Origin of the sequence: Vibrio sp. SCSIO 43153 (genome assembly GCF_023716625.1) — a bacterium.
GTDB lineage: Bacteria > Pseudomonadota > Gammaproteobacteria > Enterobacterales > Vibrionaceae > Vibrio > Vibrio rotiferianus.
The window spans coordinates 1,708,854-1,725,702 of record NZ_CP071856.1 but is presented as its reverse complement, the minus strand read 5'-3'; the positions used below and the strand labels follow the sequence as shown (position 1 = coordinate 1,725,702).

The window sequence follows — 16,849 nt, the reverse complement described above, 5'->3', positions numbered from 1 at the left end:
ATTTAACGCCATTTTTCAAACAAATTGGCACATTTCTTCGCCCTGTCTACCCTTAATAGTGCAAACAACAATATGAAACTGGCACCATAACTGCTTAGTGTCATCAAGTTCGTACTACTTTGGCTAGGAGATATCTCATGGAAGGAACTAAGCACGACGACGTTATCATCGGAACATCTGAAGATGATGCAATCAACAGCCGCTCGGGTAATGATGAAATAGAAACGAAAGAAGGTGACGATTTTGTAGCCGCCGGAGAAGGAAGCGATACGGTTAATGCCGGTGATGGTAACGATATTGTTCTAGGTGATGTGGAATATCAACCTCAGGAAAACGCAGAACAGCCGACAAATGACACAAGGGAAACCGACGACTCATGGGGCAAAGAGCATACCGTCCTCACCGTGGATAACTCCGATAATGCAGGTGAACCCGCTCCCGAACAAGGGACTCATTCCGTCAAACTAAACGACTTCGTTGTCAACGATACGGTCAGTACCTCTACAAGCGTAGGTGGATTAGAGCAACATGAAGAGGTAACAATTCAAATTACTGATGTCGACGGTAACGTTGCTGGAGAACAGACGGCAAAAGTAAATGACGATCAGACTGTAAGTGTTGACATCGAATTAGCTAAAGAGGTTTTAGGCGAGAACGGAGAGGTCACCATAACGGTACTCGACGAGAACAAAAATCCAATCTCTGAAATCAATGACATGGATGTGAAAGTCAAAAACATTTATGACGATACCATTGATGGTGGCTCAGGTGACGACATCCTAAAAGGACAGCAAGGGGATGACACCATTTATGGCGGAGAAGGTAACGACTTTCTTGATGGTGATATTAACGATGACACGTTGCACGGAGGCTTAGATAACGATGTGCTCGTTGGGGGGAATGGTGAAGATACGCTCTATGGAGACGAGGGAACCGATACCCTACTCGGCTCCGACGGAGACGATACCCTCGACGGTGGTGAAGGCGACGACTTAGTCATGGGTGAACTTGGCGACGACACCCTTTCCGGAGGTGACGGTAACGATACGCTTATTGGTGACGATGGAACAGACGTACTTCATGGTAACGATGGGGATGACATGCTGTTTGGAGGTAAAGGCGGCGATCATATTAAAGGCGATATAGGTAATGACGAGATCCACGGCGAAGAGGGAGATGACGTGGTGGTTGCAGCTGAAGGCGACGATTTTGTCCTCGGCGGGCTTGGCGCAGATACCATATCAGGCGGACAAGATAACGACCTACTTCTTGGTGGTGAAGGCGATGATACCGTTACCGGAGATGAAGGTAATGACATCCTCGTAGGCGAGCTTGGCAATGACGAGTTATCTGGTAACGACGGGGACGACTCTCTCTACGGTGACTCAGGAGATGACATACTACGCGGCGGTTTAGGCAACGATGAAATCTATGGAGGCCTTGGCGACGATACGATTGAAGGCGATCAAGGTGACGATTTAATCCACTCAAATGAAGGCGCCGATGTTATTAAAACAGGGGCTGGTAATGATCAAGTGTTTGCAGGTTCTGGAGATGATGTCATCAACACAGGTGACGGTGTCGACACTGTATACGGCGAATCAGGAAACAACATCATTGATACAGGCTCGGGCGATGATACCGTTTATACAGATTCGGGCAATGACACAATAATTACCGGTACCGGACATGACGCTGTCTACGCGGGTGATGGTGTAAACAACATTGAATCAGGTGATGGTGACGACCTCCTATTTTCCGGTTCTGGCAGTGATACGATAACTTCCGGGTCTGGTCACGACAAAATCTACGCGGGCGATGGCGATAACACCGTCAATTCAGGAGCCGATCATGATGAAGTTTACTCCGGAGACGGAGAAGACAAGCTCGAATTAGGCTCAGGACACGATGTAGCTTTTGCCGGTGGCGGCGATGACGAAGTGCTTGCAGGCGAAGGTAATGACAAAGTATTTTCAGGCGCTGGCGACGATACTGTATACGGTGAGTCAGGTAACAACCAGCTGTTCGGAGAAGCTGGTAACGATACGCTGATTGCGGGGTTAAATGCCAGCGAGCTATACGGTGGTAGCGGTTCAGATACATTGATCGGGTCTGTTGAAAGCGACAAACTTTACGGCGGTACCAACGATGACATTCTATCAGGTGATTCTGGTGACGACATCCTAGAGGGTAATGACGGAAACGATCAAATCACCGCAGGCGAAGGGCATGATGTAGCCTTTGGTGGTTCTGGTAACGATATTATCACTGGTGGTCTTGGTAACGACACGCTCATTGGTGACGCGGGTAACGATGTTATCTCTGGCGGTGAAGGTGATGACGTGATTGTTGGGGGCCAAGGTGATGATCTCCTCGATGGCGGCACTGGTCGCAGCGAAATTTATGGTGACGATGGCAACGACACTATTACCAGCTCCGATCAAAATGACCTACTCGCGGGGGGAGCTGGGGACGATGTGATTGAATCTGGTAAAGGAGATGATACCGTTTTCGCTGGTTCAGGTACCGATACCATTAATACCGGTGACGGTGCAGATACTGTTTATGGCGAATCTGGCTCCAACACGATCAATACTGGCCTTGGCAACGATACTGTCTACGGCGGCACCGATACAGACATAATCAAAACAGGTGACGGCAACGACCAAATTTATTCTGGCGGTGGCGACGACCAAATTCAAGCGGGCACTGGCGACGACCATATTGATGCAGGTGCCGGCGATGACACAATCGAAGGTGGCATTGGTAACGATGCCTTATTTGGTGGAGCCGGCGATGATGAACTGATCGGCGGTGAAGGCTATGACTTTCTTGCTGGCGGTGCCGGTAATGACACAATGCGAGACGATGGACAAGATACGCTCCTTGGCGAAAAAGGTGATGACACTCTTATCGCTGCCGAAAGCGGAAGCCATAACATTTTTGGCGGTGAAGGTAATGACACGATTATTGGCAGTGACGTCAGTGACACACTCTATGGCGGCGCAGACGATGACACAATCACTGGTGGAGAAGGTGCGGACCAGCTATTTGCAGGTGACGGCCAAGACAACATCGATGCAGGCAAAGGAAATGACATCGTTTATGGCGAAGCCGGGATAAACACCGTCTCTCTTGGGGAAGGTACAGACATTCTATATGGCGGTTCTGGAGCAGATATCGCAGCAGGTGGGTTAGGAAACGATACTTTGTATGGCGCATCTGGCAACGATGACCTATCAGGTGGCGAAGGTGAAGATCTAATTGACGCTGGCGAAGGTGACGATGTGCTTTCTGGGGGATCAGAGAGAGACCTGCTATTTGGTGGAAGCGGCAGCGATACCTTACACGGCGATCAAGGCAATGATGAACTTTATGCTGGTTCAGGAAACGATAAGCTGTACGGTGGTACTGGAGACGATAAGCTCCTAGGCGAGCAAGGTGACAACACCCTCTCAGGCGAAGAAGGTAATGATACCCTACTCGGCGGCATAGGCAGCGACACACTGCTTGGTGGTATGGGTGATGACTACATAGAAGATGCTTCAGACAATAACACTGCTGATGGTGGTGATGGTGATGATGTTTTCAATCTTTCTGGCGCTAGCAACGTTATTTCTGGTGGAGCTGGTTCAGACTCAATCACTGTATCGGGCGTTGGCAACAATACAGTAGATGGAGGGGACAACGCCGATATCATCAGAGTGTCTGGTGACAACAACCAGATACTCGGTGGAGATGGAGACGATCTGATTCAAGTCACCGGAAATGGCTACAACGAAATTGAAGGCGGCGCCGGTAACGATACGATCACTGCCGAAGGCGGTAGCAACACCGTGGACGGTGGTGTCGGTGACGATAAAATTACCATTGATAACGGCCACAACACTGTCCATGGTGGAGAAGGTAACGATCAACTAACCACTGGTGAAGGATCAGATAAACTCTATGGAGGCGATGGCAACGACACACTTTCGGCAGGCGGCAATGCCGACGCTCTATTCGGCGGTGAAGGTGATGACAAGCTATACGCAGGCTCTGGAGATGATACCTTGGAGGGTGGCAGTGGTAATGATGCACTATGGGGACAAAGCGACCATGACACAGTATCTGGTGGTGAAGGCGAAGATACCCTCTCTGGCGGTTCTGGTAACGACACACTCTTTGGTGATGCAGGTAATGACACCTTGAAAGGTGATTCAGGTGCAGATTCTCTTTGGGGGGGGACCGGAAACGACACACTCATTGGCGGAGGTGGTAACGACACTCTGCATGGTGAACTAGGCAATGACACAATCTCGGCTGGTGGAGGCAACGATATGTTATACGGTGCAGAGGGTGACGATAAGCTATCAGGCGGCTCAGGCGACGACTATGTTTCTGGTGGTGAAGGTAATGACCAATTAAGTGGAAACGATGCTGCTGATACGTTGGATGGTGGGGTTGGAAACGACACACTATCAGGCGATGCTGGCGATGATGTACTTTATGGGCAGACAGGGAACGACATTCTTGATGGTGGTACAGGAGTGGACCAACTCTATGGAGGAGCAGGCAACGATCAATTGGTCTTTGATGCCACTGAACTGGCCACAGGAGAAAGCAACATCGTACACTTTAGCGGTGGCTCAGATTTTGATGTACTGCTCGTCAATCAAGACAATGAGAGCCAAATGATTGATATGACGCACAACGCATTCCAGGAGTTAGAAGGTATCCAAATCAACTCATCTGATACAGAGCTCTCTATCGCATTGGATAAAGTTGCTGCAAACGCGACGGCAGGTGAAACATCCGGACAGTTTGTTTGTACCGGTGCAAGTGGCATCGATTTGTCTGGTTGGGGCTGGCAGCTAACCGAGAGCCATATTGAGATGAGTGACTCACTCGCAAGTATCTACCAAGCAAGTAACATCGATACTGGCTCACTATATGGCTACCGATTCGAGAATGATGCTGGACAAGAAGTCGTTATTTGGAGTGATTTAGATAGTGATAATATTCAGTTCCCAGATACCTCTGAAGTATAACCACATTTAAAACCCAAAAGCCCGCTATCTCAACATAGCGGGCTTAACTAAGCCTCCCCCTAGTGTCACTTAAGTATGAGTTGTTTGTAGCATTTGTTCTCACAATGCGGACAAAAGTATGCTTGGACATTGACCTTCCTCTGGCAATATGGGCACCGACCATGCTTTCTATCTTGACTTAAAAGCAAAAGCAGAAAGCCTATCGGCCCTAATACGTATCCTAACAAAACTCCAGCGATGACATTGTTTTTTAAGTAGCCAACGAAAGTACTCAAACACAAAAAGAAGAGATAAAAACCGAGCCAAAACACCATAGGTTCATCCATCAGATTTCCCTCATCGAGCGGTTAATACCGGACATCAAAGGATTTACGAGATAATCCCACACAGTTCTTTGCTCAACGAGAATGAGTACCTCGGTAAGCATTCCAGGGTACAACTCCACCCCTTGCTCACTTCGTAAATGCTCAAGCGCTTTTTTGTCCAAGCGGATTTTGACTAAATAGCCCTGTGTCTCTTTTGCGGTCCCCTTGTTGTTATAAATCCTGTCTGCAGAAACGTTCATCACCTCCCCTGTGACAGGAGGAACTTCTCTCACGCTATACGCTGTAAGCCTTACCCTTGCCGATTGGCCGCTTCGAACAATATCAATATCTTTTGGAGGAACCAAAGCTTCGACGATCAAATCGTCACTGTCGGGAACAATTTCCATCAAGACCTGTCCTGGCTTTACAACGCCTCCCACACTAGAGATATTCAAACCGACAACATGACCATTAAACTCGCTTCTAATTTGAATACGAGAGCGCACATCCTCCAGCGTTTTTAGGATCTGGCCAACGTCTCGAATCTCATCTTCGACCGCTTTTAGCTGCAACGCATACTCGCGCTGAAGTTCTAATGTTTGGTTTTTGAATGCCTCATGAACGCTTTGTAACTCGCGCTTCGCTACTTCTATTGTTAGGTTAATTTCTGCCAGTTCCGCTTCAATTCGAGCATGATGCCTTTGAAGCTCTAACATGCGAGTTTTCGAAACATACCCCTTTGCAACTAGCCCCTTCGTCATGTCGATTTCCTGCTTAACCAAATCTCTTTGGGAGGTAATTGCTCTCTTCTGGAACTGGCTACCCTGTATTTTTTCTTGGAATAAAGATAGCTTTTGCTCGTATAACGAGTTCATAAGCTGAAATCTTAAGATTCCTTGCTGGAAGTGTATCTTCTCACTCTCAATGATTGGTGTAATGGTCATCACCTCGACATTTTTCGTGTGGAAAACCTCCGGAACATCAAGCTCACGTTTACTGTTTATCAAGGAATTAAGCCTTGCTTGTTGGGCAAGTAGGGAATAGTTCCTATATTGATATCGTTTGTATTCTGACTCTGATTTTACATCCGATAGCTCAACCAATAACTGCCCGACTTTGACTTTCTGGCCATCTTTAACGAAGACCTCTTTTACCCAGCCACCTTGAATATGCTGTATTTGCTTGCGCTTACTTTCTACAACTAGATTACCGTGGGCAACAGAAGCCGCACTCAGCGACATAGTCATGGACCATGTAAGAAAACCGCCTACAGTTACCAACATGATGAGAGAGCCAACGACAACTAAATTCTTTGTACTAAAAGTTCTATCCATTATTGCTTCCTCACCCGGCGATTGGTTGTTCTTGTCGAGTGACATTAGCTCGCTTATCAGTGTTTAGACCAAGAAATTGCTCGCATGTCCCAGCTTGCTCTACACACCCTTCTTTTAGTTTGATAACCCAATCCATTTGACGCAGAAACCCTGGACGATGAGAAATCATCACAACAGTAATTTGTTGCTCTTTGCAGTGCTGTAAAACAATCGCTAAAGCCGTTTCACCTTCTGGATCTAAGTTAGAATTTGGCTCGTCTAGTACCAACACTTTCGGGTTCGTGTATATCGCTCTGGCAAGGCCAATTCTCTGTTTTTGTCCTCCACTCAATAGCGCTCCCCCCTCTCCAATATAGGTGTCGTATCCGTTTGGAAGCGCCATGATCAACTCATGAATACAAGCAAGTTTTGCCGCAGCAACAACAGCTTCATCTTTCGCTTTAGCAAACCGCGCAATATTTTGCTTTACCGTTCCCGCTAATAGTCCAACGTGCTGAGGTAAGTAGCCAATGTATTGCCCAAATTGCTGCTGGTTCCATTTTTCGACAGTCGCACCATCGATCTTCACCTCTCCCATAGAAGCTTGGTGAATTCCCATCAACAAGCCCACTAATGTCGATTTGCCAGAACCGGAGTTACCCATGATCGCTAACGCATTCCCTGCGCCCAGCTTAAAATTGATGTTTTGCAACACTGGCGCAGCAGCACCTTCAAACTTTAAACTCACGTTCTTAAACTCAATATCGCCTTTAGGTTCAGGAAGTAGAGTTCGGTCCTGCTCTTTACATACTGCACCGTATCGCTTTAATCTCCCCCACGCTTTATATGCGCCATACCATGTTTTCCAGCCACTTACGGCACTTTCATAAGGGCTCAAAACTCGACCAATAATAATTGAACTCGCTATTACCGCCCCTAACCCTATTTGCTGTTGCAATGCGAGATATACACCAATAGTCAACACCGATATTTGTAGAATCGTCCTAAAATAACGGCTAATTGAAACCAACAAACCAACTCGTGCATTAACCAACCATTGCAAGCCCAACACTTCTCTGTTTTTTTGTTGCCATACTTGTCCAATACTTTCACTCATTCCCATTGCTTTCAGCGTTGGAGCATTACGAAGGAAATCATTTAGTTCCATACTTACCTTCGCTGTAGAGTCCTGGGCTTTACAACTCGTCTTTCGCCCACTGATCATCATGAGTAACGTCAGACAGGCAAAAACTCCGACACCGGCAAGGGCCAAATACCCGATATAAGGATGTAGGAAAAACAACAAAGCAAGAAATAAAGGAGTAAACGGAACGTCGAGTATCGAAGAGGTCGATGGAGAGACCAAAAAATTTCGTAAAACAGTTAGGTCCAAAATTGGCTGCTTTTCGATTCGGTTTTTTTGAGAAGACCGCACAATACTGGAAGACAAAAGCGTGCCACTTAGCTGAGTGTCCAGCTTTAAAGCAGATCTCTGTAATAAAAGCGTCCGCACATATTCTAAGAGTCCTTGAGAAGTGACAAGAAACAAAGTGATGCCAAGTAAGGCTAACATCGTTTCAACACTTGCACTCATCATAACTCGGTCAAACAATTGCAAGCTGTACACGGGCACAGCGAGCACCAAAAAGTTTATCCCCAAACTGAACATCAATGCGGCCCAACATTCTCTGCGAACAGCATTAAACGGATTATGATCCATACCCTACCAACCATGTTGCATATTATTATAAATTGAGTATAGACAAGGTTTTGCAAGGTAAAGAGTTAGTTGACGTGTTAAGACAATTTATATTTGTCACTGATCTCATACCCTGTATAAGTATCGCGGTGACTTTCTTTAATAATCCAGTTAACTTCGCTTCTCACCCAAGGCTGTGGATCATTCGACGGGAAACGGTTTACAACGCGCAAAGCGACAACATCAAGCCCAATCTCATTGCAGGTATCAATACAACGCTGCGCGTGAAAAGCTTGCGCCACGACAGTAACCGATTGTTCCCCAATATTCTTTAGAACAACTGCCGCAACGTCTTTCGTTGTTTGATAGGATTGGTTTTCGATGGCAATGTGCTCACTTTCTGGCATATGAGACGCAATCTCTTGTTGCAAATACAGCGGAATATCAACGCCCGAAACTTCAGAAGAAATAAGCTCCGCGAGATCTTTATTCACTTCAGCACTATCACCAAATGAAAAAGCAACGATCGCTTTTGATTCCTGAATTTTGCCGAAAGAACGACGCTTTAAAACCGTAGAAGCGACGTAATTTTGAATACGCTTTCTTGCGAGGTCTTCCAATTGATAGCGAGATTTGTGTTCAAAAGGTTCATGATAAGGAGGCGTTTCACTCATAACAATATTTTCCTGTCTAAATCTAAGTCCATCTAGCCAGTAATGTCCGTTGTTATGCGTTGAGTTTAACAGCCAATCCCTATAAACGACAATTAAACAGGTTAATTTTTAATCAAAACTTCATTATCTTAATCGCTGTCTCTTGGCGACTTGCGATTAAGTGTGATGGCAACGTAATTCCGCTCTCTTAATAACAACAAATCAAGCAGATTGTAATTCTTGTATTATCATTAAGTTAACAGACATTATGAGTAAAGTTGCATTGCTAACCATCAGTTTTCTGAAATCTTCCTACTTACTACCCGCATTCATACTGGCCACTGCAGGCGCTCTCAATGTTGCGGCTGCCGAAGATGTGAGTTTTTACGGCCAGAGAAACGTCGTATCTTCAGAGGCGAAACCACAAACCACAACACAACACTTTCATCGACGAGTTATTGCTCCCATAATCAACTCAGAAACACTAACTCAGACAAGCGAAAATGAACAACAAGTACTCAACGAAAAGTCTGAGGACAAAAAAATAAATACGGAAATACCGCTTTCAAGAAATGACCTACTGTTGGCCAAGAAGGCACATTATTACTTCAAGCGAAACTATCGCAAAGAAACAGGCCTTTGGGATTCGGTACAAGGATATTCACACACCACTATGTGGGACATTGCTAGTGGCATCGCTGCAACGCTTTCGCTAGAAGCTCTGGGCATTGTTAGCTCAGAGTCAACAAGGAACCAACTCAACCTCACTCTAGATACACTATATCGTTTACCACTATACAATGACGAATTGCCAAATAGAGAATACAGCACCAAAACTGCAATGCCATCAGGCCGAAATAGCGATAGTAAGCGTAATGGGAATGGCTGGTCAGCCCTAGATATAGGGCGTCTGCTTATTTGGTTAAACATACTTCAAATTCAGCACCCTGAATTCCAAGATCGTGTTACGGCAATTTCCCAAAAGTGGAAACTCGAGCGCGCAGTGAACAATGGCACTCTATATGGGGTTAACTACACCAGTGGCAAAGAGTATTACCGACAAGAAGGCAGGAACGGGTATCTTCAATACGCGGCACAGGGATTCATATGGTTTGATTACGACGTTTCTCTTCCAAACTTAACTGATTACCTGAAACAGGTAGAAATTGAAGGAACAACACTGCCCATTGATGTCCGGAATGTGCCGTTCTTTACAAGCGACCCTTTTGTTTTAGCGAGCATTGAGTATGGTCAACACCAAGCTTGGAACAAAATTGAATCCATCTACCAAGTGCACATGGTAAAATGGAAGGAACAAGGTATCATCTCTGCCTACGCTGAAGATGCGATGAACAAAAACCCATGGTTTGCTTATAACAACCTCTATTACTACGGAAAGCCATGGACCAGCGTTAGCCCCTCTGGAAAAATCATTGAAAATCCGCAAGTGTTTAGCAACAAAGTTGCTTTTGGATTCAGTGTAATATTTCACGATAACTTTAGTCGACGTCTATACGATGAAGTTCTGGAAAACAGTTTGCACTCTCGCAGCATTCCTACAGGGAAGTACGAAAATGATGGCAGCAATACTGCCTTCAACATCAATACCAATTCGATGATTTTGGTAGCACTTTGGTATAAGTCTCGAGGCGGTAAACCACTAGCGAAAGGTTAAAGGTACTCGTTGTTGATTACCCGTTATATATGCTGCTTACATTCATTCTCTACGCCGTTCTAAGTTCAACATATTCTTCTAAGAACTTTTCAAAAGAATCATACATTACTCTATCAACTTTCTGCTTGAACAGGTCATAACTAACGATCTTACCAAATCCATCGGGCAATAAGTTAAGACACCAGCAAACTTCATCTTCCCTTAAATATATAACTATTAAATAATCAGGTAATCCAAACTCACGTCTACAATAAAATGTATCAAACAGTATGCTACCATGAGATTCTACTAGTGCATTATCAGCGATAATTCCGGATATCTCTTCTTCTACAGTACCTCCCCCACCGACTAAGCGGAAAAAGTTCTTTAATGATTCGGGAAGTATCGCCCCCAACTCCAACTCTAAGATTTCAATTTGTCCATCACTAGCCTCTCCTAGCCAAAAAACCTCATCATCAGAATTGTCATTTAAATATTCTATTAACTCAGCAATTGTTTTCATTATTACCTCATAAAAACTAAGATTCTACTTCTCCAGTAGTTCTTTCTAAATCTATTACATTGACGCTCTAGTCAAGCATTTTTTAGGAAACTATTTCCAACTTCTATTTCCAACTTCTATGAGCCCGTGTAGAGCTTTACAACGAATTGAAGGGAAAAGGAATCACAATAGATGAAATAACAGGCTAAGTTGAATTTTAACAAACGTCGCATCCATTTATTTCGACTGGATAGCTAACTTCCCGTCACCCATCTTTATCATCACGCACTAATCTAAACAAAGCATCAACTTGTTAGCGTTTGGTAGTTCCTGCTGTTCATTGTCAGAGCGTAAATCCATTCAAATACCTCTGGTTATTACCTAGGATTGACCTCTTGTTTATGGCGACAAAGGTCAACAAAGTTCTCACGCTTTATTAGCATGTGGTCTTTATAGTAGTACCTGCCCTTGTTATTTTTTAGAAAGTAATGAAAGCATCATTTTCATAGTAGAAAACAAATGCTCTAAACAAATCACTTAACAATGGGGAGTTTAGCTGTATTTTCGCATTGTCTACAATTTCTTCAATTGTGCCTCCATCCAATACTTCAATCCATCCTTCGCTTTTAACCTGCTCTGGCAAGTAATCATTAGATTCTGGATCAAAATCGCGTGAATCTAAAGTGAATATCCCTTTTGTATCTAACGTCCAACTGCCTCTATCTGAAGGTAAACAAAACCATTCAGGATTATTATCTGGAGAAGACAAAACATCTCCAATAGAAATAAGCTCCATATATTACCTCGTTCAATGTTATCAGCACTTACTACTTAGTTTTTTAAAGCCACCCTGCTGATTTGGGTGTAAACTATGTTGTAGCATTCTAGGATCCTTATGTTGAGCTCTTGGTATCAACTCTGCGCTTGGCAATTCCTGCTGTTCATTGTCAGAGAGTAAATCCATTCAAACGTCACTGACTACTGCCTAGATTTAACCACTTGTCTATCGCAACAAGGAGCAACCAAGACGACGCGCTGTATTAGCATGTAGCCTTTAAAGTGGTGTCTGTCCTTATTATCTTTATTGTTCTTAACTGTCATATCTATTTAAGAAGTTTTCATGTATTGCTATTTCATTTATCTTTTCGGATGACTCATTTTCGATGTCCTCAGAATCATCATCATCAGTTACTGATACAAACAAGGTAATAGAAGCAAGTGCATCGTTAAGCATTTCCTTCCTCACTCTTACTAGAACATTTGTCATTGAAGTAATAAGGCTATTTCTAAAATTAAAGAAATTTTCTCTATCTGATGAATGCCTTAATTCTTTACATAGTTCACAGTACAAGTAATCGTCATATGACTCATAAGCCCATTCAGAAGTTGCCCACTTATAATAGTTCTGATTTTCTTTACTTTTGTCACTGTCTTCATCAAGTATCAAATTTAACCTTTCTTCTGAGTTAGCACTCACAGAGACAGTCATAGCACTACTATCAGTATACAAAGCAAAAGCATAAATTTTTTCATTCTTGTGCTCAGATATAAGTTTATTCAATACTTCTACAGTTGCTTTAAAACACTTTTCTTCAAAATTATCCCAGTTCATATATACCTCACAAAGTTAACTACCAAAAACTTCAAGTCCTATTTTCTGAAGAGCTGATCTCATTTCTTTTGCTGCTTCTAGAGTTGCTAACCCTTTACTGTTTATTTTTTTATGCGACGCTTCAAGCTTATCGGCTACGAGCTCAGCATTGGCCACCGAATGTCCCTTATTCTCAGCCCACATTAATGCGGAAACATCAGTTACGGGATCAATATCATATTTTTCTCACAAGAATTGAAGTGCGAATTAAAGGCGAATTAAAGGGACAGACACCACAAAGAATGAAATAAGTGTGGGTTGTTGATACCTCAGTCAGAGGTTGGCTCGTAACAGATTGCGACCTATTAGACTGTTTCTTAACCTGAATCGGTAATTCACCATAAGGGTATGAGATGGCCACCGCGAGAAGCCAACAGATTTGTGTAGAGACAACGCCTTATTATCACTGTGTTTCTCGTTGTGTGAGGCGAAGCTTCCTATGCGGTGAAGATCCAACCACGCAACGAAACTATGAACATCGCCGTGAGTGGATAAAGCAAAAAATGTACGCCCTTTCACAAGTCTACTGCATCGATGTTTGCGCTTATGCCATCATGAGTAACCACTATCATCTTGTGGTACATATCAACCGAGAGAAAGCCCTGGATCTATCAAACTCCGATGTCATTGCACGTTGGAAGCAAGAGCATAAATTACCTACTTTGGTCACTCGGTGGCTGTCAGGGCAACTCACTAGCCAAGCAGAAATCGATGCGTGTATGACGATTATAGAGTCTTGGCGAGAACGGCTATGGAACCTAAGCTGGTTTATGAAAGAGCTCAACTTTGACATCGCTTGTCAGGCAAACAAAGAAGACGACTGCAAAGGCCATTTCTGGGAAAGTCGCTTTAAAAGCCAGGCTCTGCTAGACGAACAGGCCCTTGCGGCAGCGATGGCGTACGTCGATTTAAATCCCCTTAGAGCAGGTATTGCAGACACACCAGAAGCCTCTGACTATACCTCGATTCAGGCAAGGTTAGAGGCTCTGAAACACCAGCAGCCGACGGCGCCTTGTCTTCATCCATTTATCGGCAATCCCTCCAATGAAGCCATCGACGGTATTCCATTCCGTCTGATGGACTATATCGAACTCGTTGATTGGACAGCGCGTCAATACCGAGACAACAAAGCCAGTATGGGAATACATATTCCACCGATATTACAACGTCTGAATATCAGCCAGCGAAACTGGCTGGAGGCATGCACTCTGTTAGAGCGTCGCCGCAGTACAGCTGTAGGCTGCCAAGAAAGTGCAGAACAAGCGAAGCTCAACTTGAACAAACGTCGTATACATTTACTTCGATTGGATAGCTAGCTTCCCGTCCCCCACCTTTATCATCACGCACTAATAGCAACAAACTATCGACTTATTGACGCTTGGCAATTCCAACTATTCATTGTCAGAGCGTAAATCCGTTCAAATATCACTCGTTACTGCCAAGATTTAGTCACTTACCTATCGCGATAAGGGCATACCAAGGCCTCACGCTGTATAAGCATTTGGCCTTTATAGCAGTGCCTGTCCTTGCTAGTTTTCCGGCCACTTGTCTTTCACCGCAAGGGGCAACCAAAGCATTACCCTGTATTAGCATGAAGTTTCTTCAGGAGTGCCTGTCTTTGTTATTTTACTATTCAAATGTCACTAACTAATGCCTAGATTTAACAACTTACCTATCGAGATAAGGGCTAACCAAGTCCTCGCACCATATTAGTATGTGACCTTTATAGTAACGCCTACCCCTGTTGCTCCATGCTCCATGCTCCATGCTCCATGCTCCATGCTCCATGCTCCATGCTCCATGCTCCATGCTCCATGCTCCATGCTCCATGCTCCATTGTCAATAAAACACTAATCATATGCTTCATCTTCATCAACCAATGAATTAGTAAAGTCTTCAAATGACTGACAAATAAATCTCTTATTTCTATTCATATTTTCGTGATTATCTAAATCTTCAGACCATCTATCTGCTGCATAAAAAAATATTTCATTCATTTTATTTATACAAATATAATTACCCCCCCAATCAACAGCGAATGGTAATAAATCACTCGGTAAGTAGTTTTTTTGCACTCCTTTCTGATATGTATCTTCCACATTGCTTTCTGTGCCAAATGGATATTTTACACACAAAAAAGCGGAAATACATATTGGATCAAATTCTTTATGAGCAGGAAAATGATCGGGGTTAGGTTCCCCACCATTACTCTTTAAATACAAGTTCCTAAATTGTTCCGGGAGCTCAAAACCTATTATTCTTTCCAAGTCAAAAAGGTCACTAAGAGCTATTTGTTTTCCCGTATTCTCTAATTTTATTTTCATAATCAATTGAAGGGACAGACGCCATAATGGATGCTGTCCCTTACCTATAGCGATAAGGACAAAGCAAAGCCTCGCGCTGTATAAGTATGTGGCCTTTTTAGTAGTGCCTGACCTTGTAATTTCGCTCCCTTTAGGGAATAGCTCCTTAGAAAGAGTTTCATTAATTTTTTCACCATCAATAGACGCGACTAATAACAACTCATCTCCTGCTGGATTATGAAACTTACCCATCGAATCTGGGAAAGCTCCCCCAAACATAACACCAGTATACTCAGAAGACGCATTACTGGTTGCTTTATGTACAATGCTCATGTTCATCCTTTTATTTACAAGATTTACTAATTTGTTCATAAAAAGAATTGAATGGACAGACACAGTAAAGGAAGGAGGCTTGGCAATTCCTGCTGTTCATTGTCAGAGCTTAATTCCATGCCAATATTACTGGCTACTCCCTAGGTTGGACCACTTACCTATCGCGACAAGGGCAAACCAAAGCCTCGCGCTGTATAAGCTTGAGGTTTATTCAGGAGTGCCTGTCCTTGTTATTTTTAAGGCCACTTTTGGGAAAACCGCTTTAAAAGCCAAGCCCTGCTAGACGAACAGGCCCTTGCGGCAGCGATGGCGTACGTCGATTTAAATCCCCTTAGAACAGGTATTGCAGACACACCAGAAGCCTCTGACTATACCTCGATTCAGGCAAGGTTAGAGGCTCTGAACCACCAGCAGCCGACGGCACCTTGTCTTCATCCATTTATCGGCAATCCCTCCAATGAAGCCATCGACGGTATTCCATTCCGTCTGATGGACTATATAGAACTCGTTGATTGGACAGCGCGTCAATACCGAGACAACAAAGCCAGTATGGAAATACATATTCCACCGATATTACAACGTCTAAATATCAGCCAGCGAAACTGGCTGGAGGCATGCACTCAGTTAGAGCGCTGCCGCAGTACAGCTGTCGGCTGCCAAGAAAGTGCAGAACAAGCGAAGCTCAACTTGAACAAGCGTCGTATCCACTTACTTCGATTGGATAGCTAGTTTCCCATCCCCCACCTTTATCATCACGCCCTAAGCTAAACAAAGAGTCAACTTGTTAGCGCTTGGCAATTCCGACTATTCATTGTCAGAGCGTAAATCCGTTCAAATATCACTCGTTACTGCCTAGATTTGGCCACTTACCTATCGCAACAAGGACCAACCAAGACGACGTGCTGTTTTAGCATGTGGCCTTTATAATGCAATTAATAGTGCCTGTCCTTGTTATTTTTTTTGTTATTTTTTTAAGAACGGTGTGAAGCTATCCTTCATTGAGTCCCATCGGCCTTTTATGAATACAGAAATAGCTAGTTGATCTACATCATCATCATGGAAACCTGTAGCAGCGATCCCAAGATTTAAAAAAAGTAGGAAACCAAAACATTCAACAGGCTGAGGATCTTTAGACATAAGGTACTTAGTCAAGTCATTTGAGCTATATAACCTCTCGTTGTCTAGCATCAAGTCACTATCAGGGCAAAACGACATTTCAACAACACAGTTAGTTTCAGAGTCATATCGTATTGTTATGTCCCCTCGATGCTCTTCGGTTTCACCTCGTCCACTAGTAGATATTGAGTCCGGTTTGCCTAATACTTTTCCAACGTCCGACGGATCCATTCCAAAGCGTATGGGGCCAACGCCGACATATGGGTTAAAAATTAAGTCAGTCATAAATC

12 protein-coding genes and 1 pseudogene are annotated in these 16,849 nt (G+C 43.9%); 4 read left to right on the top strand and 9 right to left on the bottom strand.

Annotated elements, in window-relative coordinates; translation table 11 throughout:
- Positions 1 to 137: 137 nt before the first annotated feature.
- Positions 138 to 5,030 carry a beta strand repeat-containing protein gene (locus J4N37_RS25175; RefSeq protein ID WP_286036627.1) on the top strand — a complete coding sequence of 1,631 codons (4,893 nt, stop codon included), beginning with the start codon at positions 138 to 140 and terminating at the stop codon, positions 5,028 to 5,030.
- A 325-nt stretch (positions 5,031 to 5,355) separates the two neighbouring features.
- Here J4N37_RS25175 and J4N37_RS23980 read toward each other — a convergent pair whose 3' ends face one another.
- The 3 genes from J4N37_RS23980 to J4N37_RS23970 form a co-directional block, all read right to left on the bottom strand.
- A complete protein-coding gene (locus J4N37_RS23980) occupies positions 5,356 to 6,669 on the bottom strand; it encodes an HlyD family type I secretion periplasmic adaptor subunit (protein WP_252042610.1) in 1,314 nt (437 codons plus the stop codon).
- A gap of 10 nt (positions 6,670 to 6,679) precedes the next feature.
- Positions 6,680 to 8,317 carry a type I secretion system permease/ATPase gene (locus tag J4N37_RS23975; protein WP_353505833.1) on the bottom strand — a complete coding sequence of 546 codons (1,638 nt, stop codon included), beginning with the start codon at positions 8,315 to 8,317 and terminating at the stop codon, positions 6,680 to 6,682.
- A 128-nt stretch (positions 8,318 to 8,445) separates the two neighbouring features.
- Positions 8,446 to 9,021: a hypothetical protein gene (locus J4N37_RS23970; protein ID WP_252042608.1), complete on the bottom strand. Its 576-nt coding sequence runs from the start codon at positions 9,019 to 9,021 to the stop codon at positions 8,446 to 8,448.
- A 247-nt stretch (positions 9,022 to 9,268) separates the two neighbouring features.
- Here J4N37_RS23970 and J4N37_RS23965 point away from each other — a divergent pair, with 247 nt between their 5' ends.
- Positions 9,269 to 10,675: a DUF3131 domain-containing protein gene (locus J4N37_RS23965; RefSeq protein WP_252042607.1), complete on the top strand. Its 1,407-nt coding sequence runs from the start codon at positions 9,269 to 9,271 to the stop codon at positions 10,673 to 10,675.
- A gap of 49 nt (positions 10,676 to 10,724) precedes the next feature.
- On the opposite strand, the gene J4N37_RS23960 is transcribed toward J4N37_RS23965, so the two are convergent.
- The 4 genes from J4N37_RS23960 to J4N37_RS23945 form a co-directional block, all read right to left on the bottom strand.
- A complete protein-coding gene (locus J4N37_RS23960; RefSeq protein ID WP_252042606.1) occupies positions 10,725 to 11,177 on the bottom strand; it encodes an SMI1/KNR4 family protein in 453 nt (150 codons plus the stop codon).
- 457 nt (positions 11,178 to 11,634) lie between these two features.
- The gene (locus J4N37_RS23955) at positions 11,635 to 11,952 is read right to left on the bottom strand and encodes a DUF7716 domain-containing protein (protein ID WP_045389149.1); all 318 of its coding nucleotides are present in this window, start codon (positions 11,950 to 11,952) and stop codon (positions 11,635 to 11,637) included.
- A 294-nt stretch (positions 11,953 to 12,246) separates the two neighbouring features.
- Positions 12,247 to 12,768, bottom strand: a complete 522-nt coding sequence (locus tag J4N37_RS23950; RefSeq protein WP_252042605.1) for a DUF4303 domain-containing protein — start codon at positions 12,766 to 12,768, stop codon at positions 12,247 to 12,249.
- A 15-nt stretch (positions 12,769 to 12,783) separates the two neighbouring features.
- Positions 12,784 to 12,924 carry a hypothetical protein gene (locus tag J4N37_RS23945; protein WP_010453860.1) on the bottom strand — a complete coding sequence of 47 codons (141 nt, stop codon included), beginning with the start codon at positions 12,922 to 12,924 and terminating at the stop codon, positions 12,784 to 12,786.
- A 236-nt stretch (positions 12,925 to 13,160) separates the two neighbouring features.
- On the opposite strand from J4N37_RS23945, the gene J4N37_RS23940 reads away from it, so the two are divergent.
- The gene (locus J4N37_RS23940; protein ID WP_252042604.1) at positions 13,161 to 14,123 is read left to right on the top strand and encodes a transposase; all 963 of its coding nucleotides are present in this window, start codon (positions 13,161 to 13,163) and stop codon (positions 14,121 to 14,123) included.
- 534 nt (positions 14,124 to 14,657) lie between these two features.
- Here the strand turns inward: J4N37_RS23940 and J4N37_RS23935 are convergent.
- Positions 14,658 to 15,443: an SMI1/KNR4 family protein gene (locus J4N37_RS23935; protein WP_252042603.1), complete on the bottom strand. Its 786-nt coding sequence runs from the start codon at positions 15,441 to 15,443 to the stop codon at positions 14,658 to 14,660.
- A 240-nt stretch (positions 15,444 to 15,683) separates the two neighbouring features.
- Here J4N37_RS23935 and J4N37_RS23930 point away from each other — a divergent pair.
- Positions 15,684 to 16,172: pseudogene (locus tag J4N37_RS23930) on the top strand (transposase); the annotation flags it as partial.
- 234 nt (positions 16,173 to 16,406) lie between these two features.
- Here J4N37_RS23930 and J4N37_RS23925 read toward each other — a convergent pair.
- The gene (locus tag J4N37_RS23925; protein WP_252042602.1) at positions 16,407 to 16,844 is read right to left on the bottom strand and encodes a hypothetical protein; all 438 of its coding nucleotides are present in this window, start codon (positions 16,842 to 16,844) and stop codon (positions 16,407 to 16,409) included.
- Positions 16,845 to 16,849: the final 5 nt, after the last annotated feature.